The following is a 23515-nucleotide window of genomic DNA, read 5'->3' on the forward strand; positions in this document are numbered from 1 at the left end:
GCCGATCAGCGACCGTAAATGAGGTCGAGCACCTCTGCCGAACGCGCGAAATGATCGGCGGCGGGGTCGTAATGGTGGCTTCGGGCGAGTTGGGTGGCCCAGGCGGCGGCGGCGCGGCCGCCCCAATCGTCGGCACCATTGGTGAGGCGATAGGCTGACGTGCCGGTGAAGTGATCGGCGGTGAAATCGTAGAAGCTGCCACCGACGTTGCGGAACGCCGCGCCGCCGTTCGTGCCGTAGAAATCAGCCGCGATCACGGCATCCTGCCCAGCGTGGAGGCGCCAGGAGCAGGTGAGGCGCACGTTGGTGCCGCCGGCGTTGAAGCTGGCGCTGGCATAATCCTCGACCGAGCCGGGGTGGAGCGGCTGGCCGCCGGCGAACAGCGCGGCATGCGCGTCGGTCGCTTTGGGATAGCCGAGCGCCCAAAGCGCGAGATCGACCAAGTGGACGCCGAGGTCGACCACGCAGCCGCCGCCCGATTGCGCGGGATCGTAGAACCACGGCTTGTCCGGGCCGTAGGCGTTGTGGAAGGTGAGATCGATCGCGAAGACGTCACCAAGTGCGCCCTCGCGGATCAGTCCGGCGATCGCCTCCATGCCCGCGGTGTGGCGGTAGGAGAGGTCGACACCGAGCAGCCGATCCGCCTTGCGCGCGGCGGCGATGACGGCGTCCACTTCCGCCGCGGTGCGGCCGAGCGGCTTTTGACAGAAAACCGCCTTGCCGGCCTGCAGCGCCTGGATCGACTGATCCGCGTGCAGCGCGCTGGGGGTGGCGACGACCACCCCGTCGATGTCGAGCGCGAGCATGGCGTCGAGCGATTCCACGACGCGAATGGCAGGCGCGACGGCGGCGGCCTCTGCGATACATTCGGGCGAGGGATCGCAGACGGCGACGGCCTCGACCGCCCCCGTTGCGACCATGGCGGCCATGCGGTGACGACCGATCCAGCCGGTGCCGAGGAACCCGATACGGGGCTTCATGCGTGTGTCTTTCAGGCCGAGGCGACGAGCTTGAGCGGAGTCGCCTTGCCCGAACTTGCTTGGGCCGGCGCGTAGCGGTCGATCATTTCCGCGCAGAAATCGGCAAACATCTGCGGATCGCGCGCCGGGCTGGTATGATGCGGTTGGACGCCGAGATGCTCGGGCGTGAAGCAGAAAGTGACGGTCACCTCGAAATCGGCCAGCGCCTCCATCTGGCGATCGAACCAATCGAGCGCGTTGGGACGGAAACGATCGGCCCAGCTGAGGCCGGTGCGCAGCTTGCGCGTGCCGAGCCGCTTGAGCCAGCCGACTGCCTCGTCGAGCCGCGGATCCTCGAAGTGGAACCATTGCATCAGGCCCATGTCCGCGGCGTGGCGGGCGTACACGTCGAGCGAGGGCTTGGGCGTGCCGTCTTCACGGATCAGGCCCATGTAGAAGTGGCGGTAATAGCTCGAGCCCTCCGCCTCACGGTGGCGCGTGGTGGCGCCCCAGGACTGCGGCAGATCGTAAAGCGAATACCAATAGATGTTGGGAACCCGGCCGATGAGCAGTTCGGCGGTCTTCTCGACGCCGAACACCTGCACTTCCTCTGCGCCGAACGAGCCGACGCCCACTTCGGTGACCCAGATCGGCTTGTCCGTAACGGCCTCGATTTCCGCGATCTTCTTGGGCCAGTCGTGGATCGACCACAGGTTCCAATCGAGCGGAAAGCCGTGCACCGCGATCACGTCCACCGCGTCGAGCGCGCCATGCGCGCGCATCCGGTTCACCCAATGCGGGTCGATCGGCGACATGCCGCCAAGGACGCGCGTGATCGCCGGATTGATCGCTGCAATCGAATTGCCCGCGCGAATGACGTGATCGGCGAAGGATGACCAATCGGGATCGATCTCCGGATCCCAATGCGATTTGTTGTTCGGCTCGTTCCAGATCATCGCCGCTTCGATCACGAACTTGTTCCCCCCTTGGCTGGATAGACCGCCGTTGGCCCGTACTGGCCGAACGGCACCGGTGCGACCCGGCAATAATATACGTCGCCGTCGGCCTGCGCCTCGACGGTGAAGCCGGCAGCGCGCAGCATCGCCTGGCTGGCGGCGGCATTGGGCGCCCACCAGTTCGTCCAGTCCCCGGCGAACTTCCGCTCGATGAAATGCATCTTGGGATAGCCGGGCGCGTCGAAATAGGCCGGCGGCGTGTAAGTGCCCGGCTCAAAGAACGGGTGATCCTCCGGCACGTCGGCCACCTCGCGCGCGCCCTGCTGCAGCGTCTGGAACAGCATCGCGTCGCCGGCGACATGCTCGCGGATCAGATCCAGCGCGAGCAGCGGGTGACGCAAATGGTAGAGGACGCCCATGAAGATCACGAGGTCGAACTGCTCGCCGAGCGCCGCGACATCATAGACGGACAGGTTGCGGAACTCGACGCCGGTAAAGCCGAGCGCGTCGGTCGCGAGGCGCGCCTGCGCGAGATAACGATCGTCGCTGTCGATGCCGACGACACGCGCCGCGCCGCGACGCTTCGCCTCGACCGAATAGAAGCCCGCGTTGCAGCCGATGTCGAGCACGCTCTTGCCGGTAAGATCGGCCGGGAAGATGTTGGCAAAGCGGGCGAACTTGTCGCCGGGGTAATTGCCCAGGAAGTGCTCGGGTGCGGTTTGCACGCCGTTCAGATCGATATTGTGGAACCACGGCGCGAGCGCTGCGATGCTACTACTTAGCTCGCGTTTGCGCGTCTCGTCATTCGAACGTGCGGCTACCGGCATCGCGCCCCCTGGATGACGGCCCGCGACATGCGGTGCCAAAGAAGATGGGTTTCCCCGTGCGATAGCACCGGGAACCTCGTTACGCCTAACGAACGTGCTGCAAAGCTGTTCCCTGAAGCGCGTACATCGTTCGCGTCGACCTTCGAAGGTGACGCGCAGGGAACCGCCGGCGGCTTTGCGACATTCAGCTTTGTTGATGGACGGGGTTTGTTGATGGAGGGCGGCGCGCAGACCTGGGTTTCGGCGATGCGGGCGGCGGATTATCCGCGCGCCTGGGCGATGACCTCGCGCGATCTGGCGCGGCGTGATCCCGCGACGCGCGACGACCCGAGCCTGCCTTATTATCTGCGCTGGGTTTGGGACGGGCGGCCCTTTGATGGTCGCGACGTGCTGGTGCGGTGCTATCACGGGCTGGGCGATACCATCCAGTTCGCGCGCTACCTGCCAGCGCTTACAGCCCGGGCGGCGTCGGTGACGGTGGAGGCGCCGGCGCGGTTGTGCGACCTCATCGCCACTGTCGATGCTGCGATCACCGTGGTGCCGTTTGATCACGCGCGCCCGCTGCCGCCGGCGGCATGCGACATTGAGATCACCGAACTGCCCTTTGCCTTGCGCGCGCGGCCCGAGGAGAGCCGGTTTCCGTACCTGACGGCAAGCCCCGCCGCGCTGCCGCCGGCAACGATCGGCCTGTGCCATCAGGGCGGCGACTGGGACGTGGCGCGATCGCTCGATCCTGCGCTGCTGGCGCCGATCGCGGCGGCGCATCGCTGCATCACGCTGGTGTCCGAACCATCGACGCTGCCGGTGCTGAACCCGGCGGGCTGCGCCTTTGCCATGGATGCGACCGCCGCGCTGGTCGCGGCTTGCGACCTGGTGATCACCGTGGACACGATGATCGCGCACCTGGCGGGCGCGCTCGGCCGCCCGACCTGGCTGCTGCTGAAGGCGGAGCCGGACTGGCGCTGGAACCCTGCGGCGACGGACACGCCCTGGTACCCCGACATGCGCCTGTATGTGCAGCAGACGCCTGGCGACTGGGCGGGCGTGATCGCGCGTGTCGTGCGCGATCTGTCCGACCACACACTTCACCTCACCCAAGACGAAAGGCCCGCTTATGGCGAGTATCGCAGCACCATCGGTTCCCGTGTCGTGGGGTGAATTGCTCGACAAGATCACCATCCTGGAGATCAAGCGCGAGCGGATCACACGCGCCGAGGCGCGGAAGAATGTGGTGCGCGAATATACGCAGTTGCGGTCGATCGGTGCGCAGGTGCTGACGCGCGGCGGGATTGCGCCGTTGGTGCAGGCGCTGAAGGCCGTGAACGAGGCCTTGTGGGAGATCGAGGACGCGATCCGCGAACAGGAAGCCGCGGGTGAGTTCGGTGCCGAGTTCATCCGCCTCGCGCGCGCCGTGTACCAGCGCAACGACGAGCGCGCGGCGATCAAGCGCGAGATCAACCTGAAGCTCGAATCCGACCTGATCGAGGAAAAGAGCTACGCAAGCTGCATGGCGGCCTGAGCGCTCAGCGCTCCGCCGCGGGGCCTTGCAAGCCCGGCGGCGCGGCGGCGGCATCGGGATCGCGCCCGTGCGAGCGGTCCAGCAAGCGCATGATCGGCGTTACCGTCAACCCGTGAAGCAGGATCGAGAACAGCGCCGTCAGCCCGACGATCGCCCACAAGCGGTCCGCCTCCGGCAGCTCCATCCGGTTGAGCGCATAGGCGAGGTAATAGAATGAGCCGACGCCGCGGATGCCGAAAAACGCGATGGTGAGCTTTTCCGAGCGATCGGCCGGGAACCCGGCGAGCGCGACATAGCCGGTGAGCGGCCGCACGATCAGGATCAGGACGCCCGCGGCCACCACATCCGTCCAGCGCAAGGCCGACAACAGCCCATCCACCAGCGCGCCGCCGAACAGGATCAGCAGCACCATCATGGCGATCCGCTCCACCTGCTCGGTGAGGTCGTGCATCTGGTGATTGAATTCGTGATCGCGATGCGACCGGCGCAAGGTGAGCGCGGTGACGAATACCGAGAGAAATCCGTAGGCGTGCACGACCTCCGTCAAGCCATAAGAGACGAAGGTGGCGGCGACAGCGATCAGGCCGTCGCCCGTAGCGGCCAGCTTCGTTTCGGCGGGAACGTGAAAGGTGAGCCAACCAAAAGCCTTGCCGACGAGCCAGCCGGCACCGATGCCGATGACGATTTCCCAGACGACATTTTCCAGCACCCAATCCTTGGCCCAAGGCTCTCCCGCGGCAGCCACCGTGCCGAGTACGATGGCTAGGTGGACAAAGGGAAAGGCGAAGCCGTCGTTGAGGCCGGCTTCCGAGGTGAGGCCAAAGCGCACCTCGTCCTCGTCATTGGATTTGGGCGGGCCGACCTGGACGTCGGCGGCGAGCACCGGGTCGGTCGGTGCGAGGCACGCGCCGAGTAGCAGCGCGGCAACCCAGCCGAGCCCCAGCCACCAGCCGCCGATCAGGGTGATGATGGCGATGCCCAGCGGCATGGTGATGGCGAGCAGCCGCCAGGTGACGGCCCATTTGCGCCAGCGGAACACTCGATCAAGCTTCAGCCCGGCGCCCATCAGTGCGATGATGACGACGAATTCGGTCAGCCGCTCGGTGACGTCCGGATACTCATAGGGCATCGGCTGCCAGCGCACGGCGGGCAGCGAAAAGACCATCGCGCCGATGCCGATGCAGATGATCGGCAAGGACAGGGGCAGTTTGCGCAAGGCGATCGGCAACCAGGCGACGAGGGCGATGAGCACCCCGGCGCCCGTCAGCCACAGGATGTACGGATCGGGGGTGGAGAATTGAAGCATCAGCGGTGTAACGCCTGAACACCGGTTTGTTGCTGTTCTGGTCTGCACACAGCATGTTGGCGGTAGCAGGGGGGGCAGCGGGACTGCGGACGAAACTGAGCACGTGTGGCCGCAAGCGACGCTTTGCCCATGAGGCGGAGGCGCTCGCTGCCGTGCGAGAGGCGGACATCACGCTGCGGATTTATCGTTGCGAGCGGTGCGGACAGTTTCACCTGACGAGCAGGACCAAAGGGAAGTGGGTGCCGCGCGCGTCCGAGTGAGGGCTGGCCTAGGCGGTCAGGCGGCCTCGGCGGCGCGCGCGACCAGGATGCCGTCGCGACCGGCGATCGCGCCCGTGCCGCGCCGGGCGCGCTTCGCCTGACGAGCAGGACCAAGGGAAAGTGGGTGCCGCGCGCGTCCGAGTGAGGGCTGGCCTAGGCGGTCAGGCGGGCTCCGCGGCGCGCGCGACCAGAATGCCGTCGCGACCGGCGATCGCGCCCGTGCCGCGCCGAGCGCGCTTCGCCACATACAGCGCCTCGTCCGCTGCCTTCATCAGCGAGGGGCGATCGGCGCAGGTGGCATCGCGCACGCACGCGCCGATCGTCGCAGACACGGTGATCCCCGCGTGCGGATCGGCACCCTCGCCGTAAACGGTGTGGCGCAGATCGGCGAGCAATCGCTCGATCCCTTCGGCAAGGCGCTCAGCGGCGTGGCTGCCGCGCAGCATCACGACAAATTCGTCGCCGCCCAGGCGCGCCGCCAGGAAATCGCCCAGGTGATCGGCCGCACTGAGCTTGGCCGCCATGACGCGCAGCACCTCGTCGCCTGCCGGGTGGCCCATGCGATCGTTCACTTCCTTGAAGCGATCGAGATCGATGATCGCGACGGCGAGTGCCGACCCGCGCGCGGGCGTGCTGGCCAGCGCCTCGTCAAGCGTTTCATTGAATGCGCGCCGACTGGCCAGTCCGGTGAGTTCGTCGGTCAGCGCGAATTCCCGCAGCCGGCGCTCCACCTTGTAGCGTTCGGTGATGTCCTGCATCACCCCGATGATGGCCACGACTTTCTGATTGCGGATCTCCGCCTCTGCCATCACCCGGATACGACGAAATACACCCGTCGCGTCGACGAGATCGACCTCCAAGTCCCAGGGCTCGCCAGTGTTTGCGCACGTGCCGAGCGCTTGCATGATCTTTTCGCGATCGGCGGGCGGATAATGGAGCAACGACTTGTTCAGGTCGGGCTTGCCGGTTTGTGGCAGCTGATGAATGGCATAGGTCTGCGCCGACCAGTGCGTTTCAAAGTTCGACAGGTCTAGCCGCCACGACCCGATGCGCGCCATCCGCTCGGCCTGCTGCAGGATGCGCTGCGCGCGCTCGCTCGCGATCAGCGCTTCCTGACGCGACAGCGCCAGCCTGAGGCTTTCCGAACGGTCCCGCCGCGCTTCCAACATGCCCTCGATCACACCCGCAAAGCCTTGCAGCAAATCAAGCTTCTCGGGCGTGAAATCCAGCAGGCGATCATCCGCGACGCACAGGGTGCCGATCGGATATTTGCGCGCGTCTCGCGAAACCCCGTGGCGGAGCGGGACGCCGGCATAAGAACGGACGAATGGTTCGCCGACGACCACCGGGCTGGTGGCAAAGAAGGGATCGGCCAGCGTGTCGGGGATGACCAGCATGGCATCCGCCTCGACCGCATATTGGCAGATCGAGACCTCACGCTCCGTTTCCGGCGCATCAAGGCCGCAGCGGGCCTTGAACCACTGACGATTGGCGTCGAGCAGAGACACAAAAGCCATGCGGGAATCGAAAATGTGGCGCACGCCGCGGACGATCGCGTCAAACTCCGGCTCGGGAGGCGTATCCATCACCTCCAACGACCGCAGGGCCGCAAGGCGTTCCTCTTCATGCACCGGGAACATGGCAGTAAAATGCCTAGCGAAACGTTAGGCTCCGGTTAACGCACACTCGCTTTACCGTACGGGTTTCTTCTCCAGCTTACGGGCCAGCGTTCGACGGTGCATGCCGAGCCGGCGTGCCGTTTCGGAGATATTGAAGCCCGTTTCGGCCAGCGTTTCGTTGATCCGTTCCCATTCCAGCGTCTTGATGGAGGTGCTGCGCCCCTCGATCGGAACATCGGCGTTGCCGTCGCTCGCCTTGGCGAAGGCGGCCTCGATGTCGTCGGTGTTGGAAGGCTTGGCGAGATAATGGCAGGCGCCAAGCTTGATCGCCTCGACCGCCGTGGCGATGCTGGCGAAGCCGGTCAGCACCACGATCAGCATGGCAGGATCAAAGCGGTGCAGCCGCTCGACGCAGGCCAAACCCGAGGCATTGCCGAGCTTCAGATCGACGACGGCAAAGCCGGGGTGCGCCTCGTCCAACGCCGCCTCCATCTCCGCCGGGCCATGCGCCAGCCAGACGCGGTAGCCGCGCCGTTCAAACGAGCGCTGAAGCGTGCGTGCAAAGGTTGCGTCGTCCTCGACGATCAGGATCCGGCGTTCGTCAGTCATCACCATCTCCTGCGGGTTGGCACGGAAACCCTAGCGCCGCGGCTTGGCGAGGGGGAGGACGAGCCGTACGTCCGCGCCGCCGCCTGGACGGTTCGTGGCCTCGAGCCGACCGCCCAGCCTGCGCGCAACATTACTCGCGAGGAACAGGCCGACACCATGGCCGGCGCCCTTGCTGGAATTGTAGAGCTTGCCCACCGAGGCGAGCTGGCTTTCGTTGAAGCCCGGCCCGTTGTCGATCACGGATATGGTGAGTTCGCCCGCGTCGCAGTTAGCGATCAGCGCCGCATCGCCGGGCGACGCCTCCGCCGCATTATCCAACAGGTTCCACACCGCCTGGCGTAGTGACGGGCCGGCGACTACCGCGGCGTCGCCCAGTCCGTCGAGATCAACGGAGAGCGCGCCGCGGGCCAATGTGCTGCGCCATTCGTCCACGATATCGAGCAGAAAGGCGCGCGCGCCGACGCTTTGCATGGCCTCGCCCCGCGGCTCGCCGGCGGAGTGGAGAATGTCCGTCACGATCGCCTTGCAGCGCTGCACCTCGGCCTGCATCTCCGCCAGCTCCCCGGCGAGTTCGGGATCCTGGGCGATCTTGGGGAGGCGTCGCCAGTCGCTCAGGATCACGGCAAGCGAGGCGAGCGGGGTGCCGAGCTCGTGCGCGGCGCCGCTGGCGAACAGGCCGATGCGCACGATCCCGTCCTCCTCCGCGGCGCGCTGCCGCAGATCGGCGAGAAAGGCATCTCGCGCGCGCAGGTTGCGGCTGATGCGGGTGACGAACATGGCGACAAGCGTGCCGCTGAGCACGAAGCTGAGCCAAGCGCCCAGCGCGGTGAGATCGCTGATCAGCGGCTCGATATTGGCGGGATAATCGAGCGGCCGGCTGTCCGCAGCGAGCCCGGCATAACAAACGGTGGTGAGCACGACGAGCACCCACACCGACCAGGTTTCCAGGAGGATCGCGCTCAACACCACCTGGATCAGGAAGAGCGACACGAACGGATTGGTGGCCCCGCCGCTGAGCGACAGCTGCGCCGTCAAAGAGCCCACGTCGAAGAGGAGGCCAAGCATCAGTTCCACGTTGGTGACGCGGCCGCGGCTGAGCAGGACGAAGCTGACGATGTTGGCAAAGGCCTGAAGCGCGATCACCACCATCATCGGGAACAGCGGCAGCTTCACGCCGAGCAGGAAGTGAACCACGAGGATCGTGATCAACTGCCCGGCCACTGCCATCCAGCGCAGCTGCAGCAGCTGGCGCATGTTTTCAGCGGCGGCGGAATCGTGCGAGGAACCGGCCTGGGCGGCGGACCGGCGCGTAAGCGCGAGAAGGGGCGAATCCATCATCGCCTCCGGGCGCCCGAACGGATCACCATCGCGGCGCCAGCAAGGCTGAGCAGCGCAAGGCCGAACCACGTAATGGCATAGGATAGGTGATTGTTGCGAAAGGCGATCACCGTCAGCCCGCCGATGGGGTAGCCGCCGGGATTGGCCGTTGCGTCCGCATCAAGGAAGAAGGGAACGATCGGGCCGAGGTTCCGCGCTCGGGCGATCGCCGCGACATCGCGCGAGAACCAGCGGTCGGCGGCGGGATCGTTGCTGCGAAGAAAGGCGCCCCCGGGCTCGCTGCCGCGGATCAGGCCGGTGAGGCTCACCCGCTCGGCCGGCAACGCCAAGCGGCGGGTGGCAGGATCATGCCGTTCGTTTGGCACAAAGCCTCGGTTGACGAGGATCAGCGGGTGACCGGTGGCGCGGCGAAAGGCCGGCGCGGGATCGGACAGGCGCATCGGCGTCATCACCCACCAGCCGGGGCCATGCACAGTGACGGCCTGCACCAAGGTTTCGTGATCGTGCAGAAAGCGGCCGGTGACGCGCACCCGCCGGTACGCCAGATCCCCGCCCCATTGCGATGGCGGGGGAAGGGGAGACGGGGCGGCGTGAACCCGCGCCTCCACCTTGCCGATCAGATCGAGCTTCCACGCGCGGCGTTCGACCTGCCAAAAGCCCAGCGCCGTGAAGAGCGCCGTCAGCGTCAGGCAGACGCCGACGAACGCATAACGCCGCATCACATGCCCATGCCGTCCATCGGCATCATGTTGCTGTTCAGATGGAACATGATCCACAACGAGCCCGCGATCACGATGGCGATGATGATCACGGTGAAGATGAAGGCCAGCAGCGTCCAGCCGCCCTCCGCGCGCGGATTGAGATGCAGGAAGAAGAAGGTGTGGACGATGATCTGCACAAAGGCGAGTGCGACGACGATGATCGCCGTGGTCTGAACGCTCGCGATCGCGCCGGTCATGACGAGCCAGAACGGTATCGCCGTCAGCACCGCTGACAGGAGGAAGCCGATCACATAGCCGCGGCGCGACCCGTGGCCATGGCCGCCATCGGGCGGGGGCGCATCACGATGGCCGTCCGCATCGCGGGGGCCGTGACCGGGGCCGTGTCCTTGGCCGCGATCGTGCGAATTGGCGTAAGGCCGTGGCGCGCTCATCGCAGAACTCCGAGCAGGTAGACAAAGGTGAAGACGCCGATCCAGACGACGTCGAGCAGATGCCAGAACATGCTGAGGCACATCAGGCGACGACGGTTTTCGATGATCAGCCCGCGCTGACCGAGTTGGATCACCATCACGACGATCCAGATCAGGCCGCTGAACACGTGCAGCCCGTGCGTGCCGACCAGGGTGAAGAAGCCGGACAGGAACGCGCTGCGCATCGGCGTCGCGCCTTCGTGGATCAGCTCGGCGAATTCATACAGCTCGATACCGATGAAGGCCGCCCCGAACAGGCCGGTAATGGCAAGCCACAGCTGCGTGCCGCGTACGTTGCCTTGTTCCATCGCGATCATCGCCATGCCGCAGGTGATCGACGAGATCAGCAGCATCGCGGTGTTCAGCGCGACCAGCGACAGATCAAAGATCTGCGACGGGGCGGGGCCGCCGGCATAGCTGGTGCTGAGCACGCCATAAGTGGCAAACAGCGTCGCGAAGATGAGCGCGTCGCTCATCAGGTAGATCCAGAAGCCCAGCATCGTCCCGCCGGAGCTGTGATCGTGATGATCAGCCTCCGTCTGGTAGAAGAGCGGCGGGGCGGCATCCGCCCCGGCCGTTCCGTTGGCTTCCTCCACGGTGGGGGAATGGCTCGTCATGTCAGGCTCCCGCCAGCGCGTTCTTGCGTTCCGTCTCGGCCACTTCCTCGGCCGAGATGTGATAATCGCGGTTGTAGTTGAAGGTATGAGCGATGCCGTAGCCGATCATCGCAACGAAGCTCACCGCTGCCAGCCACCAGATGTACCACACCATCGCGAAGCCGAGGACGGCGGCGAGACCCGACAGGATCACGCCCGCGCCGGTGTTGCGCGGCATGTGGATCGGCATGTAGCCGCCCGTCGGGCGCTGGTGGCCGCGCTCCTTCATGTCGTGCCAGGCGTCGAGATCGTGCACGACCGGCGTGAAGGCAAAGTTGTACGCCGGCGGGGGCGAGCTGGTCGCCCATTCCAGCGTGCGGCCGTTCCACGGATCGTCGCCGACGCGCAGCTTGTCCCGGTTGATGATGCTGACCACGATCTGGATCACGAAGGCAGCGATGCCGATCGCGATGATCGCAACGCCGATCGCGGCGATGATGAACAGCGGCTGCAGCGTTGCATCGTCGAGGTGGCGCAGCCGGCGGGTGACGCCCATCAGGCCGGCGACATACATCGGCGTCCACGCAACCCAGTAGCCGATCACCCAGCCCCAGAAGTGGATGCGGCCCCAGAACGGATCGAGCTTGAAGCCGAAGGCCTTGGGGAACCAGTAATCGATGCCGGCGAACAGGCCGAACACGACGCCGCCGATGATCACATTGTGGAAGTGCGCCACCAGGAACAGCGAGTTGTGCAGCACGAAGTCAGCCGGTGGGATCGCGAGCATCACGCCCGTCATGCCGCCCACCACGAAGGTGAGCATGAAGGCGACCACCCACTGCATCGGCAGCTCGAACCGGATCTGGCCACGATACATGGTGAACAGCCAGTTGAAGATCTTCGCGCCGGTCGGGATGGAGATGACCATCGTCGCGATGCCAAAGAAGCTGTTGACGCTGGCGCCCGAGCCCATGGTGAAGAAGTGGTGCAGCCACACCAGGTAGCTCAGGATGGTGATGACCACCGTGGCGTAAACCATGGACGAATAGCCGAAGAGCCGCTTGCCGGTGAAGGTCGAGGTGACTTCCGAATAGATGCCGAAGATCGGCAGGATGAGCACGTAAACCTCTGGGTGACCCCAAATCCACACCAGGTTCCAATACATCATCGGGTTGCCGCCGAGATCATTGGTGAAGAAGTTGGTGCCGACGTACCGATCGAGCATCAGCATCGCAAAGGCGGCGGTGAGGACCGGGAAGATCGCGATGACGAGCACGTTGCTGCACAAGGCCGTCCAGCAGAACACCGGCAGCTTCATCATCGTCATGCCCGGCGCGCGCATCTTGATGATCGTGACGACCATGTTGATGCCCGACAGCGTGGTGCCGATGCCGGCGATCTGTAGCGCCCAGAGGTAATAATCGGGCCCGGTATCGGGGCTGTTCTGGAGGTTCGCGACCGGCACGTAATTGAGCCAGCCGCCGCGGCTGAACTCACCAACGAACAGCGACACCATGACCAGGCCAGCGCCCGCCACGGTGAGCCAGAAGCTGAAATTGTTGAGGAAGGGGAAGGCCACGTCGCGCGCGCCGATCTGCAGCGGCATCACATAGTTGATGATGCCGACCACCAGCGGGATCGCGACGAAGAAGATCATGATCGTCCCGTGCGCGGTGAAGATCTGATCGTAATGGTGCGCGTTCAGATAGCCTTCGTTCGCGCCGAACGAGACTGCTTGCTGGGCGCGCATCATGATCGCATCGGCAAAGCCGCGCAGCAGCATGATGATGCCCAGGATTATGTACATAATCCCGATCTTCTTGTGGTCCACGCTGGTGAACCATTCGGTCCACAGATAGCCCCACAATTTGTACTTCGTGATGGCGCCGACGATGCCGAGGCCGATCACCACCACGCCAAGGAACGTGGCGATCAGGATCGGCTCGTGGATCGGGAAGGATTCGAAGCTGAGGCGACCGAAGATCGTCTTCAGGACGGTTTCGTTGAACATCGAAGGGCTCCGGGGCTCAGCCGCGCGCCGCGCGGGCATGGCCCGGCGTGGCTGGCAGAGAGAGGAACGAAAGGTCGCGATTGCGGGGCGAGTCGGGGTCGGTGGTGCCGGGTACGCCCGGCTGGCGCGGTTTCGAATTGTGCGGCACGGGCGTGATTTCGTCCGTGTCCTTCATCAGCCCGCCCTCCGGCTTTTCACGCGGGAGCGACTGGCGGCCCGAGGGCATGCCCTCCCCAGCCTTCATCGGATGCGGCTTGCCGCCGCCACCGGCCGCATGATCGCGCGCCATGATCTCGCTCATGCACGGGGTGCCCGGCGTGACGCAGCGCTCGTAAGCGCGTTGGAACAAGCTGGGATCGACGCTGGCGAAGTGCATCACCGGCACCTTCTCGCTCGGCTTTTCGAGCTTCAGATAGTTGGCGGTATCCAGCGGCATCCCGCGGCCCTTCACCTCACCCACCCAACGCGCAAAGGCGGCATCATCCAGCCCGCGCAGCTTGAAGCGCATGTAGGAGAAGCCGGCGCCCGAATAGTTGGCGGACATGCCCTCATATTCGCCCGGGCGGTTGAGTACGGCATGCAGCGTGCTGCGCATCCCCGGCATGGTGTAGATCATGCCGGCAAGGGTGGGGGCGTAGAAGGTGTTCATCATGTTGCTGGACGTCATGTCGAAGCGGACCTGCCGATCGACCGGCAGCGCCAGCTCGTTCACCGTGGCAATGCCAAGCTCGGGATAGATGAACAGCCACTTCCAATCGAGCGACACCACCTGCACCTGAAGCGGCCTCTGCTTTTTATCCACCGCCTTGGTGGCCGAGATCCGGTTGAGCGGGCGGAAGGGATCGAGCAGGTGCGTGCTGGACCAGGTCAAGGCGCCAAGCGCGATGATGATCAGCAGCGGCGCGGACCAGATGATCAGCTCCAGCGAGGTTGAGTGATCGAAATGCGGATCATAGGTCGCTTCCTTGTTGCCCGCGCGGTAGCGCCAGGCGAACACGACCGTCAGGATCATCACCGGCACGATGATGAGCAGCATCAACCCGACCGACGCATAGATCAGGTTGCGTTGTTGAAGCGCGATGTCGCCGGCAGGGTCGAGCACGGCGCCCTGGCAACCGGCAACGCACAGCAGGAGCGGGATCAGGGCCGCACGGGCGAGCCGTGCCAGCGGGGCGGGATGGTCGGGCATATGAACGCTCCTAGGCCAAGTCCGCCGGACGCTACATTGGACAATTTGTCCAATCCCGTCACTAGCGTACCTCCGGCACAGGAGTGTAGTAATGAACCCCGACGCGGGCCAACCATTATTGCACGGCGGATCGCCGCGGGAGCATGACGAATGACTGCATCGACCACTGCGGCGGACTCAACGCCCCTTGAGCGCGACGCACGGCTGGTGAATGCCCGCCACAAGGAGATCGCTCCGGGCGAGATCGCGATTGGCGTGATCATCGGTCGCACCAGCGAGTTCTTCGACTTCTTCGTTTATGCGATCGCGTCGGTGCTGGTCTTTCCCAAGCTGGTGTTCCCCTATGTCGATGCGGTGACGGGCACGCTGTATTCCTTTGCGATCTTCGCGCTGGCGTTTCTTGCTCGCCCGTTCGGCACCTTGCTCTTCATGTGGGTGGACCGGGTCCACGGCCGCGGCACCAAGCTGACGATTTCGCTGTTCCTGCTCGGCGGCTCCACCATGGCACTGGCGCTGCTGCCAAGCTACGCGCAGGTCGGCACCCTTTCGGCGCTGCTGCTGGCGCTGTTCCGGATTGGACAGGGCGTGGCGCTGGGCGGCGCGTGGGACGGGCTGCCGTCGCTGCTGTCGCTCAACGCGCCCGAGGAGAAGCGCGGCTGGTATGCGATGATCCCGCAGCTCGGCGCGCCGCTCGGCCTGCTGGTGGCGGCCTCCCTGTTCGCCTATTTCCTGGCGATCCTGAGCCCGGAGGATTTCCTCAGCTGGGGCTGGCGCTATCCGTTCTTCGTGGTGCTGGCGATCAACGTGGTGGCGCTGTTCGCGCGGCTGCGACTCGTGGCGACGCCGGAGTTCGAGCGGTTGTTCCAGAGCCGTGAGCTTCAGCCATCGCCTGCCTTTGCGACCATGTTCCGCGAGCGGCGCACGATCGTGCTGGGCGCGTTCGCGCCGCTCGCCAGCTTCGCGCTGTTCCACCTCGTTACGGTGTTTCCGCTGTCCTGGGTGACGTTGTTCGCCGAGGAGGAGCCGGTGCGCTTCCTGGGCATTGAGGCGTTGGGCGCGGTCATCGGCCTCCTCGCCATTCTGGCGTCGGGCGTGATTGCCGACCGGGTCGGGCGGCGCGCGGTGCTGGGCGTCTCCGCCGTGCTGATTGCGGTGTACAGCGGCTTTGCGCCGCGCCTGCTGGGCGCCGGCCAGGTCGGCGAGGCGATCTACATGCTGGGCGGCTTTGCGCTGCTGGGGCTCGCCTTTGGCCAGTCCTCGGGTGCGGTGAACAGCAACTTTCCGCCGGAAAGCCGCTATACCGGTGCGGCAATCGTGGCCAATGCCGCCTGGGTGATCGGCGCCGGCTTTGCGCCGCTGGTTGCGCTGTTCCTGGCGAGCCGCTTTGGCCTGTGGTCGGTGGGCCTATACCTCCTGTCCGGTGCGATCTGCACGCTGGGCGCACTGGCGATGAACAAGGAGTTCGGCCGCCGGGCTGCCTGATCTCCGGCAGCGGCGGCGTGCCTGCACCTGTGACGCGTGCGCGCGGCGCCGCTAACAGCTGAGCTCGTCGAACGGGCTGACGGACGCATCGAAGCCGCCCGCGGCGAAGCAAGTCAGGGGGGGCGCTGGCCCGATATGTGGAAAGCTGCGGCGCGTCTGGGTGATGCGCGTCCGGTGGACTGGGCCGCCAGTTACAGGCAGCAGCAGCTTACCAACGAGCGTGTCAGTCGTCGCCCATCTTGGCGCCGACGTGGCGGGTGCCGCGGGCTTGGGCGAGCGCTTCCTGGCGGTGGCGCTCGGCGAGGCGGGCGCGCTTGTCGTCATCAAGATCGGCGTGGCAGGCGGGGCAGCTGACGCCTTCTTCGTACAAGGGCGAGGCGCGCTCCTGCGGGCTGACGGGGCGGCGGCAGGCGCGGCAGAGAACGTGCGTGCCGGGCGCGAGATCGGGTGTGACGGCGACGCGCTCGTCGAACACGAAGCATTCGCCGGCCCAGCGGCTTTCGTCCGCGGGCACCTTTTCCAGATAGTTCAGGATGCCGCCTTCGAGGTGAAAGACGTCTTCCACGCCCTCCGCCTTCAGGAAGGCCGTTGCCTTTTCGCAGCGAATACCGCCGGTGCAGAACATCGCGACCTTGGTACCATCGGCGATCAGTTGGTCGCGATTGGCGCGAAACCACTCAGGGAAGTCGCGGAAGGTCCGCGTTTGCGGGTCGATCGCGCCGGGGAAGGTGCCGATCGCGACTTCGTAATCGTTGCGCGTGTCGATCACGATCGTGTCCGGCCGGTCGATCAGCGCATTCCAGTCCTCGGGTGCGACATAGGTGCCGGCGTCATGCACGGGATCGAGCCCGGGCTGCCCCATGGAGACGATTTCCTTTTTCAGCCGGACCTTCATCCGGTGAAACGGCATCTCAGGTGCCCAGGCATATTTGACCACCAGCGCTTCGCAGCCGGGCAGCGTGCGCAAATGGGCGAGCACGGCCTCCAGATCATCGGCGCGGCCAGCGATCGTGCCGTTCAGCCCTTCAGTGGCGAGGAGCAGGGTGCCGCCGATGTCATGCGCATGGCAGATCGCCTCGAGCGGCGGGCGCAGGGCGGCGGGATCGTAGAAGCGGGTGAATTGATAAAGAGCCGCGGTGCGGAAAGGCTGGGTCATAGGGTGCCGTCAGGAGGACGGGAGGGGCGCTCCGAAGAGCGTTGGTAGCCCCCGCCGTATATCAATGGTGCGGTCGAGAAGACTCGAACTTCCACGTCCTTTCGGACACAACGACCTCAACGTTGCGCGTCTACCAATTCCGCCACGACCGCACGTGATGTCCGCCGGGCTGAGCCGGCGGCTGGCAGGAGCGCGCCCCTAGCAAGGGTTCCGGGGGCTGGCAATGGGCTTTGCTGATTGCACGCGAAAAGATTGCGGCAGGCCATGCTCTTCAGGACCGTTCACCCCGGCAATCGCGGGGCTATTCGCCGTCTTCGCCGACGAAGCTCAGCTCCAGCTTCTTGGAGCTGGCGGGCACGTCGAGCTTGGCCGAATTGAAGTCGATCGCGCTTTTCGGCGCTAGCGTGCGCTGTTGGGGGATGATCGTCCAGGTAAAGACGACCCGGTTCTGCGCGTCGCGCAGGTCGGCGCGAATGTCCGGCACGCGCTGGCGCTCGTTCGACGGGTTCAGCACCTTGCCGCTGACCGCGAACAATTCGCTGCCGTTGCTGATCTCGCGCCGCTCGATCGGATTGTCGATGAGCCGCAGGGGCGATTCCTTCGGGCCCAAGGACAGGCCGAGCTGAGTCGCGAGCCCTGGCGCGCTGGTCCACAGGATCGCGCCCACCGCGACGAGCATCAGGAGCGCCGCGAGCACGGCAGCCAGCGTCCAGCGGCGCGCGGGATTGGTGCGCGGGCGGGGGCGCGACGGTTTGGCATCGCCTGACGCCGGGGGCTGGCCGAGCGGCGGCTGCGCCGGCTGTGCCGACGACAGCGGCGGCGGCGTGTGGCCGAGCGTTGGTGATGGGTCGGCATGGCCCGCGAGCGGGGCGGTAGCAGCCTGCTGCGGAGCCGCGGGGGCCGTCGCCTCTGACGGAACAGAAGCAAGCGGGGCACCCGGGGATGGTGCCTGATCACTCGCCGGCGATACGGACGGACGCGGTGCGGCGGGCGCTGTTGCTGCGGCGGCGATCGCCTCCGCAGCGCGCGCGTCGGGCTCCTGATGCCAGCTATGCCGGCATTGCGCGCAACGAACCGTCCGCCCTTCCGCGCCGATTGCGGTGTCGGGCACCAGATAGCGGGTGCGGCATTCGGGACATTGCAGGATCATCGCAGGGCGCTACCGGCGGGGAACGAAAGGGCTGAAGCCATCGCGAATCTAAACACGCCCCTTGCGCCGCATGCAAGCGGAGGTTGAAGGATTGCGGCGCATCGTGCGATGGCGGGTGCGGGGCATCAGTGGGTAAAGGACGAACGGCGCCGCAATGGCGAATATCGTGCAGTTCGAAAATGTGGGGCTGCGCTATGGCAACGGGCCAGAAACGCTGTCCGACATCAGCTTCGCCCTGGCGCCGGGATCCTTTTATTTCCTGACCGGCGCGAGCGGCGCGGGCAAGACGTCGCTGCTCCGGCTGCTGTATCTTTCGCAGCGGCCAAGCCGCGGGATCATCCGGCTGTTCGGCGAAGATGCGGTGACCATGCCACGCGGCCGGCTGCCGGGATTTCGCCGGCGTATCGGCGTGGTCTTTCAGGATTTCCGGCTGGTGCCGCATCTGTCGGCCGCGGATAACGTCGCGCTGCCGCTGCGTATTGCGGGGATGCCGGAAGCGGAGATCGCCGACCCGGTCAGCGAGATGCTCGCCTGGGTGGGGCTGGCCGACCAGGCTGATGCGAAGCCGGAGACGCTGTCCGGCGGGGAGCAGCAGCGCGTGGCGATCGCGCGCGCGGTTATCGCGCGGCCCGAGATGCTGGTTGCGGACGAGCCGACCGGCAACGTCGATCCGGAGATGGCCGATCGATTGCTGCTGTTGTTCGATTCGCTCAATCGGCTGGGCACCACCGTGGTGGTGGCGACCCACGACATTCAGTTGATGCAGCGGGTGTCGGGCGCGCAGATGATGCGGCTGGTGAAGGGGCGCCTGCAGGATCCCACGGGCACGCTGCGCCACCCACCCGCGCGGGAACCGGCATGAGCGGGCCCGTTGCCCAGAACGCCGAGCGCACCCGGCGGGTGCTGGACGAAGCGCGCGGCGTGCGCGCGATGGTGTGGATCATCGCCATCATGCTGTTCCTGACCGTGCTGGGCGCGGCATTGGGGCTGGCGACGCGCAACGCGGCCAATGCGCTGGAAAGCGAGCTCGTCGGACGGGCGACCGTGCAACTGGTGGCGAGCGATCCGACGCGGCAGGAGGCGGAGGCGGGAAAGGCTCTGTCGGCGTTGCGCGGGATGCCCGACGTGCGGCGTGCCGAGCTCGTGGACCGGGAGGAGCTTGCGGCGCTGCTGCGCCCCTGGCTCGGCGATGATGGCGCCGACCCCGACCTGCCGGTGCCGACGATGATCGACCTGGAGCTCGCCACTGAAGGGCCGGCAACATTGTCGCGCGTGCGTGCTGCGCTGAACCGCGTGGCGCCCTCGGCCCGGGTCGATGCGCAGGAGGCGTGGATGGCGCCGGTGGCCGACTTCCTCGATCTGGTCGTGCTGATCGCGTTCGTGCTCGTCGTCCTGCTCGCGACGGCGACCGCGGCGGTGGTGGTGCTGGCGGCGCGCGCCGGGCTGGACGCGCACCGCCACACGATCGAAGTGATGCACATGCTTGGCTCGACCGACGTTCAGGTCGCGCGGTTGTTTCAGCGGCGTATCGCGCGCGATGCGGGCGTGGGCGCGGCGATCGGCAGCCTGGCGGCGATCGCCATGCTGCTCCTCGTGAGTGCGCAGGCGGCGGAGCTTGGATCGCAACTGCTGGGCCAGGCGAGCCTCGGGCCATCGGGCTGGGCGACGCTTGCCATGCTCCCGATCGCGTTCGTGCTGCTGGCGGCGCTCGCCGCGCGCTTCACCATCACGCGCGCGCTGGAGTCAGTGCTGTGATCGCGCGGTTGATCGCGCTGGTGGCGGTTGCCTGGAGCCTTGGCTTTGCCGTCTTCATGCTGACGCTGGCGCAACCGGCGGACCCACGGCTCACGACCGACGCGCTCGTGGTGCCGACGGGCGGGCCGGGGCGCATTCCGCGCGGGCTTTCCCTGATTGACGACAAGCGCGCCAAGCGCATGCTCGTCACCGGCGTGGCAACCGGGCTGCGCAAGGCGGATCTCGTCGCGGCCAACGGTCATGCGGCGGCGATCGCCTGCTGCGTCGATCTGGGGCCGGAAGCGGTGGATACACGCTCCAACGCGGAGGAGACCAGCCGCTGGGTGCGCGAACATGGCTACAAATCCATTCGGCTCGTGACGGCCGACTGGCACATGGCGCGCGCGCGTATGGAATTGGGCGCGATGCTGGACCGGGACGTCCAGATCCTGCGCGACGGGGTGCCCGCGGAGCATCGGCTGAGCCGGCTGGTGAACGAGTATAACAAGCTGATCCTGCGCCGGATCGCCTTGTGGACCGGGATCGACTGAATGATGAACTGGCTTCGGACGATCGCCTACCAGATCGTCTTCTACACCGGATCGGTGTTCATCGTGCTGGGCGTGGCGCTGTTTGCGCCATTCGGCGAGCGCGCGGTGATCCACCATGCGCATCGCTGGGCGCGTCTACAGCGCTGGACGGCGCGCCACATCCTGGGGATCACCACCCGGCTGGAAGGTACGATACCGGAGGGGCAGTATCTGTTCGCCGCCAAGCATCAGGCAATGTACGAGACGACCGAGCTGCAACTGATCCTGGGCGGCCCGGCGATGGTGCTGAAGCGCGAGCTGGCGCGCATTCCCATGTGGGGCTGGGCGACGCGGCTATATGGATCGATGGCGGTCGACCGCGAAGCCTCGGCCAAGGCGCTGCGTCAGTTGATGGCCGAGGGCGCGGCCATGCGGGCGAGGGGGCGTTCCGTGATTGTTTATCCCGAGGGAACGCGCGTGCCGCCGGGCGAGACCCCGCCGCTGCGATCAGGCTTTGCCGGGCTCTACAAGGCGCTGAGCCTGCCGGTGGTGCCGATCGCGCTGGATAGCGGGCGATTGCTGCCAAAGAAGGGCGCGAAGCGGCCGGGCGTCGTCACCATCCGGATCGGCGAGGTGATCCCGCCGGGGCTGCCGCGGCGGGAAGCGGAGCAGCGCGTGTGGGAGGCGATCAACGCGCTGGAGCTGGAAGGGCGCGTGGGGCAGGCGGCGGGCTGATTCCGCGCTTCCCTCCCGATCAATCGTGCTTGCGGCCGAAATCCGCCGCGGCGTCATCCTGGCCCTGATCGACGATCGACCGGCGAATGGTGCGGGTGCGCGAGAACAGATCGTGGAGCGTGTCGCCATCGTCCCAGCGGATCGCGCGTTGCAGGTGCGACAGATCCTCGCTGAAGCGTTGCAGCATTTCCAGCACCGCCTCCTTGTTGGCGAGGAACACGTCGCGCCACATGGTCGGGTCCGATGCGGCGATGCGGGTGAAATCGCGAAAGCCGCCGGCCGAGAATTTGATCACTTCCGACTGGGTGACTTCTGCCAGATCGTTGGCGGTGCCGACGATGGTATAGGCGATAAGGTGCGGCAGGTGGCTGGTGATCGCCAGCACGCGATCATGGTGATCGGGCGCCATGATCTCCACCATGCTGCCGAGCCGGCGCCAGAATTCGGCGACCCGCTCGGTAGCGACCGGGTCACCATCCGGCAGCGGCGTGACGATGCACCAGCGGCCCTGAAAAAGGCTGGCGAATCCGGCCTCGGGGCCGCTCTGCTCCGTGCCGGCGACAGGGTGAGCGGGAACGATGGTGGTGCCGGGCAACGCGGCCGTGAGGGCGCGCACGACCTCCGCCTTGCAGCTGCCGACATCGCTGACGATCGCTTCTGACGGCAGGTCGGCCGCCATCTCGGCGGCGACCTCGCCCATCGCCCCGACCGGAACGCACAGGATCACCAGCTCCGCATCGGTCACGGCGGCGCCCAGCGTGTCGGTGATGTCGTCGACAATGCCGAGCGCATCGGCGCGGGCGCGCACGTCCGCATCTGCATCATGCCCGGTGAGGCGCACGGTCGGCATGTGCTGGCGCACCGCCCGTGCGACCGAGGAGCCGATCAGGCCGAGGCCAATGATGGAGACGCGGGCAAAGGGTAGCACTTCCAATCTCCGTTAACCCGCTTCGTCGTCATGCCGGGCTCGCCCCGGCATCCAGCTAGCCGCGCACTCAATGACCGATGAGTTTGCGGAACCATGGCCCCCGGCACAAGGCCGGGGTGATGCACGAAGAGTTTGTTCCGGGCGCTTAGGCCGCGCCCGTCATCTGGCGAAGCGCGGCGATGACGCCTTTGGTCTCATCCTCGGTGCCGATGGTGATGCGCAGCGCCTGCGGCAGCCCCTGGCCGGGCAGCCAGCGGACGATGTAGCCGGCGTCCATCAGCCCCTTGTAGGCGGCCTCCGCGGTCAGATCGCCTTCGAAGACGACGAGGACGAAGTTCGCCTGGCTCGGGATGGCGCGCAGGCCGGCGTTGCCGAGCTTCGCGATCTCGTCGGAGAACCACGCCCGCCACTTGGCATTGTGCGCGGCAGTGTGTGCGACGAAGTCGGTGTCGCCGAGCGCCGCCACTGCCGCTGCCGTGCCGGCGATGGTGATCGAGAATGGCAGGCGGATGCGGTGCATCGCCTCGATGATCGCCGGCGCGCCATAGCCCCAGCCGATCCGCTCCGCCGCCAGCCCGTACATCTTGGAGAAGGTGCGGGTGACGAGCACGTTGGGGGCGCTTGCCGCCAGCGCCATGCCGCCGTCATCGTCGCCGCCGTCGATATATTCCGAATATGCGTGATCGAGGACGAGCAGGATGTCGGGACGGAGGCCAGCGTGGAGCCGCTCGATCTCCGCACGCGGCGCGTAGGTGCCGGTTGGGTTGTTGGGATTGGCGACGAACACGATCCGGGTGCGCTCGGTCACTGCGGCGAGGATCGCATCAACGTCAGTCGCATAATCCTGGTCCGGCGCGATCACCGGTGTGGCACCCACCCGGCGGATCGCGATCGGATAGACCGCAAAGCCGTAGTTGACGTAAATCGCCTCGTCGCCCGGCCCGGCGAACGCGCCGGCGACGAGGTGCAGCACCTCGTCCGAGCCATTGCCGTAGATGATGCGGGCGGGATCAAGCCCGTGCTTGGCGGCGAGCGCCTCGCGCAGCTCGTTGGCGCTGGCATCGGGATAGCGCTCCAGGCTGGTCGCCGCGGCGGCGAACGCCTCACGCGCCTTGGGGCTGGTGCCGAGCGGGTTCTCGTTGGACGATAGCTTGGCGACCTTGCGTCCATCGTCGGTTGTCGATCGCCCGGGCACATAAGGGGCGATCTGCATGATCCATGGTTTGGGAACGGGTCCAGTCATGGAGCGGGCGCATAGCGGGCGGGCGCGGGGGATGGCAACGGGTGGGCATCGTGCTGCGGTCGTCGACTAGCGCGATCGCGCCAAGCTTCTCCCGGCATAACGGGATTTCGACAATTCGCGGCTCGGTGCTTCGCGTGCGTGTCAGGTCGCTTCCCCCGCCCGCGCCGGGATGCTAG

General features: G+C 66.3%; 23 protein-coding genes and 1 tRNA gene. 7 read left to right on the plus strand and 17 right to left on the minus strand.

The genetic code is table 11. From position 1 onward, the window contains the following. Positions 1-5: 5 nt before the first annotated feature. From SPMU_RS09245 to SPMU_RS09255, 3 genes are read right to left on the minus strand one after another with little or no spacing between them, the layout of a single operon-like run. Positions 6-980 carry a Gfo/Idh/MocA family protein gene (locus tag SPMU_RS09245; protein WP_088333564.1) on the minus strand — a complete coding sequence of 325 codons (975 nt, stop codon included), beginning with the start codon at positions 978-980 and terminating at the stop codon, positions 6-8. Positions 981-991: 11 nt separating this feature from the next. Continuing rightward, positions 992-1930, minus strand: a complete 939-nt coding sequence (locus SPMU_RS09250) for a glycosyl hydrolase (RefSeq protein WP_088333565.1) — start codon at positions 1928-1930, stop codon at positions 992-994. After that, positions 1927-2742, minus strand: a complete 816-nt coding sequence (locus tag SPMU_RS09255; RefSeq protein ID WP_088333566.1) for a TIGR04290 family methyltransferase — start codon at positions 2740-2742, stop codon at positions 1927-1929. The genes SPMU_RS09250 and SPMU_RS09255 overlap by 4 nt, the downstream gene beginning before the upstream one ends. Positions 2743-2955: 213 nt before the next feature. Here SPMU_RS09255 and SPMU_RS09260 point away from each other — a divergent pair, with 213 nt between their 5' ends. Further along, complete coding sequence (locus SPMU_RS09260; RefSeq protein ID WP_245832965.1) at positions 2956-3900, plus strand: glycosyltransferase family 9 protein; 945 nt, start codon at positions 2956-2958, stop codon at positions 3898-3900. Beyond that, a complete protein-coding gene (locus SPMU_RS09265) occupies positions 3857-4261 on the plus strand; it encodes a DUF6165 family protein (protein ID WP_088333567.1) in 405 nt (134 codons plus the stop codon). Before SPMU_RS09260 ends, SPMU_RS09265 begins: the two co-directional genes overlap by 44 nt. A gap of 4 nt (positions 4262-4265) precedes the next feature. On the opposite strand, the gene SPMU_RS09270 is transcribed toward SPMU_RS09265, so the two are convergent. The 9 genes from SPMU_RS09270 to cyoA all read right to left on the minus strand — a co-directional run bounded on the left by SPMU_RS09270 (position 4266) and on the right by cyoA (position 14381). Next, the gene (locus tag SPMU_RS09270; RefSeq protein ID WP_088333568.1) at positions 4266-5567 is read right to left on the minus strand and encodes a cation:proton antiporter; all 1302 of its coding nucleotides are present in this window, start codon (positions 5565-5567) and stop codon (positions 4266-4268) included. A 421-nt stretch (positions 5568-5988) separates the two neighbouring features. Beyond that, positions 5989-7413, minus strand: a complete 1425-nt coding sequence (locus tag SPMU_RS09280) for a diguanylate cyclase domain-containing protein (RefSeq protein WP_169715667.1) — start codon at positions 7411-7413, stop codon at positions 5989-5991. A gap of 105 nt (positions 7414-7518) precedes the next feature. After that, the gene (locus tag SPMU_RS09285) at positions 7519-8055 is read right to left on the minus strand and encodes a response regulator transcription factor (RefSeq protein WP_088333704.1); all 537 of its coding nucleotides are present in this window, start codon (positions 8053-8055) and stop codon (positions 7519-7521) included. 30 nt (positions 8056-8085) lie between these two features. Further along, positions 8086-9390, minus strand: coding sequence for an ATP-binding protein (locus SPMU_RS09290; protein WP_088333571.1), 1305 nt, complete (start codon positions 9388-9390; stop codon positions 8086-8088). Next, a complete protein-coding gene (locus tag SPMU_RS09295) occupies positions 9390-10112 on the minus strand; it encodes an SURF1 family protein (RefSeq protein WP_088333572.1) in 723 nt (240 codons plus the stop codon). The genes SPMU_RS09290 and SPMU_RS09295 overlap by 1 nt, the downstream gene beginning before the upstream one ends. Then, positions 10112-10546, minus strand: coding sequence for a cytochrome o ubiquinol oxidase subunit IV (gene cyoD / locus SPMU_RS09300; protein ID WP_088333573.1), 435 nt, complete (start codon positions 10544-10546; stop codon positions 10112-10114). The genes SPMU_RS09295 and cyoD overlap by 1 nt, the downstream gene beginning before the upstream one ends. Then, positions 10543-11202 carry a cytochrome o ubiquinol oxidase subunit III gene (gene cyoC / locus SPMU_RS09305; protein WP_088333574.1) on the minus strand — a complete coding sequence of 220 codons (660 nt, stop codon included), beginning with the start codon at positions 11200-11202 and terminating at the stop codon, positions 10543-10545. Before cyoC ends, cyoD begins: the two co-directional genes overlap by 4 nt. 1 nt (position 11203) lies before the next feature. After that, a complete protein-coding gene (cyoB, locus tag SPMU_RS09310) occupies positions 11204-13192 on the minus strand; it encodes a cytochrome o ubiquinol oxidase subunit I (RefSeq protein WP_088333705.1) in 1989 nt (662 codons plus the stop codon). 16 nt (positions 13193-13208) lie between these two features. Next, positions 13209-14381: a ubiquinol oxidase subunit II gene (gene cyoA / locus SPMU_RS09315; RefSeq protein WP_088333575.1), complete on the minus strand. Its 1173-nt coding sequence runs from the start codon at positions 14379-14381 to the stop codon at positions 13209-13211. Between the two features lie 150 nt (positions 14382-14531). On the opposite strand from cyoA, the gene SPMU_RS09320 reads away from it, so the two are divergent. Next, positions 14532-15863, plus strand: a complete 1332-nt coding sequence (locus SPMU_RS09320; protein ID WP_088333576.1) for an MFS transporter — start codon at positions 14532-14534, stop codon at positions 15861-15863. Between the two features lie 223 nt (positions 15864-16086). Here the strand turns inward: SPMU_RS09320 and trhO are convergent, their stop codons facing one another. The 3 genes from trhO to SPMU_RS09335 all read right to left on the minus strand — a co-directional run bounded on the left by trhO (position 16087) and on the right by SPMU_RS09335 (position 18169). After that, positions 16087-17019 (minus strand): oxygen-dependent tRNA uridine(34) hydroxylase TrhO, encoded by a 933-nt coding sequence (gene trhO, locus SPMU_RS09325; RefSeq protein WP_088333577.1) that lies wholly within the window; start codon positions 17017-17019, stop codon positions 16087-16089. Between the two features lie 65 nt (positions 17020-17084). After that, positions 17085-17171 (minus strand) — tRNA-Leu (locus SPMU_RS09330). A 149-nt stretch (positions 17172-17320) separates the two neighbouring features. Continuing rightward, the gene (locus SPMU_RS09335) at positions 17321-18169 is read right to left on the minus strand and encodes a zinc-ribbon domain-containing protein (protein ID WP_088333578.1); all 849 of its coding nucleotides are present in this window, start codon (positions 18167-18169) and stop codon (positions 17321-17323) included. Between the two features lie 154 nt (positions 18170-18323). Here SPMU_RS09335 and ftsE point away from each other — a divergent pair, with 154 nt between their 5' ends. The 4 genes from ftsE to SPMU_RS09355 are packed head-to-tail and all read left to right on the plus strand — an operon-like array spanning position 18324 to position 21168. Further along, complete coding sequence (gene ftsE, locus SPMU_RS09340; RefSeq protein ID WP_088333579.1) at positions 18324-19031, plus strand: cell division ATP-binding protein FtsE; 708 nt, start codon at positions 18324-18326, stop codon at positions 19029-19031. Next, a complete protein-coding gene (locus tag SPMU_RS09345) occupies positions 19028-19924 on the plus strand; it encodes a cell division protein FtsX (protein ID WP_088333580.1) in 897 nt (298 codons plus the stop codon). The genes ftsE and SPMU_RS09345 overlap by 4 nt, the downstream gene beginning before the upstream one ends. Further along, positions 19921-20454 carry a YdcF family protein gene (locus SPMU_RS09350; RefSeq protein ID WP_088333581.1) on the plus strand — a complete coding sequence of 178 codons (534 nt, stop codon included), beginning with the start codon at positions 19921-19923 and terminating at the stop codon, positions 20452-20454. The genes SPMU_RS09345 and SPMU_RS09350 overlap by 4 nt, the downstream gene beginning before the upstream one ends. Beyond that, complete coding sequence (locus SPMU_RS09355) at positions 20455-21168, plus strand: lysophospholipid acyltransferase family protein (protein ID WP_342746441.1); 714 nt, start codon at positions 20455-20457, stop codon at positions 21166-21168. Between the two features lie 19 nt (positions 21169-21187). Here the strand turns inward: SPMU_RS09355 and SPMU_RS09360 are convergent, their stop codons facing one another. Then, positions 21188-22096, minus strand: coding sequence for a prephenate/arogenate dehydrogenase family protein (locus SPMU_RS09360; RefSeq protein WP_088333582.1), 909 nt, complete (start codon positions 22094-22096; stop codon positions 21188-21190). Positions 22097-22241: 145 nt separating this feature from the next. Then, the gene (gene hisC, locus SPMU_RS09365) at positions 22242-23339 is read right to left on the minus strand and encodes a histidinol-phosphate transaminase (protein ID WP_088333583.1); all 1098 of its coding nucleotides are present in this window, start codon (positions 23337-23339) and stop codon (positions 22242-22244) included. Positions 23340-23515 lie beyond the last annotated feature (176 nt).

Source organism: Sphingomonas mucosissima (assembly GCF_002197665.1).
In the GTDB taxonomy this organism is placed as follows: domain Bacteria; phylum Pseudomonadota; class Alphaproteobacteria; order Sphingomonadales; family Sphingomonadaceae; genus Sphingomonas; species Sphingomonas mucosissima.

Coding starts and splice junctions, on each gene's coding strand:
- SPMU_RS09245 (WP_088333564.1), bottom strand. CDS start 980: ATGAAGCCCCGTATCGGGTTCCTCGGCACCGGCTGGATCGGTCGTCAC.
- SPMU_RS09255 (WP_088333566.1), bottom strand. CDS start 2,742: ATGCCGGTAGCCGCACGTTCGAATGACGAGACGCGCAAACGCGAGCTA.
- SPMU_RS09260 (WP_245832965.1), top strand. CDS start 2,956: ATGGAGGGCGGCGCGCAGACCTGGGTTTCGGCGATGCGGGCGGCGGAT.
- SPMU_RS09265 (WP_088333567.1), top strand. CDS start 3,857: ATGGCGAGTATCGCAGCACCATCGGTTCCCGTGTCGTGGGGTGAATTG.
- SPMU_RS09270 (WP_088333568.1), bottom strand. CDS start 5,567: ATGCTTCAATTCTCCACCCCCGATCCGTACATCCTGTGGCTGACGGGC.
- SPMU_RS09280 (WP_169715667.1), bottom strand. CDS start 7,413: ATGGATACGCCTCCCGAGCCGGAGTTTGACGCGATCGTCCGCGGCGTG.
- SPMU_RS09285 (WP_088333704.1), bottom strand. CDS start 8,055: ATGACTGACGAACGCCGGATCCTGATCGTCGAGGACGACGCAACCTTT.
- SPMU_RS09290 (WP_088333571.1), bottom strand. CDS start 9,390: ATGGATTCGCCCCTTCTCGCGCTTACGCGCCGGTCCGCCGCCCAGGCC.
- SPMU_RS09295 (WP_088333572.1), bottom strand. CDS start 10,112: ATGCGGCGTTATGCGTTCGTCGGCGTCTGCCTGACGCTGACGGCGCTC.
- cyoD (WP_088333573.1), bottom strand. CDS start 10,546: ATGAGCGCGCCACGGCCTTACGCCAATTCGCACGATCGCGGCCAAGGA.
- cyoC (WP_088333574.1), bottom strand. CDS start 11,202: ATGACGAGCCATTCCCCCACCGTGGAGGAAGCCAACGGAACGGCCGGG.
- cyoB (WP_088333705.1), bottom strand. CDS start 13,192: ATGTTCAACGAAACCGTCCTGAAGACGATCTTCGGTCGCCTCAGCTTC.
- cyoA (WP_088333575.1), bottom strand. CDS start 14,381: ATGCCCGACCATCCCGCCCCGCTGGCACGGCTCGCCCGTGCGGCCCTG.
- SPMU_RS09320 (WP_088333576.1), top strand. CDS start 14,532: ATGACTGCATCGACCACTGCGGCGGACTCAACGCCCCTTGAGCGCGAC.
- trhO (WP_088333577.1), bottom strand. CDS start 17,019: ATGACCCAGCCTTTCCGCACCGCGGCTCTTTATCAATTCACCCGCTTC.
- SPMU_RS09335 (WP_088333578.1), bottom strand. CDS start 18,169: ATGATCCTGCAATGTCCCGAATGCCGCACCCGCTATCTGGTGCCCGAC.
- ftsE (WP_088333579.1), top strand. CDS start 18,324: ATGGCGAATATCGTGCAGTTCGAAAATGTGGGGCTGCGCTATGGCAAC.
- SPMU_RS09345 (WP_088333580.1), top strand. CDS start 19,028: ATGAGCGGGCCCGTTGCCCAGAACGCCGAGCGCACCCGGCGGGTGCTG.
- SPMU_RS09355 (WP_342746441.1), top strand. CDS start 20,455: ATGATGAACTGGCTTCGGACGATCGCCTACCAGATCGTCTTCTACACC.
- hisC (WP_088333583.1), bottom strand. CDS start 23,339: ATGACTGGACCCGTTCCCAAACCATGGATCATGCAGATCGCCCCTTAT.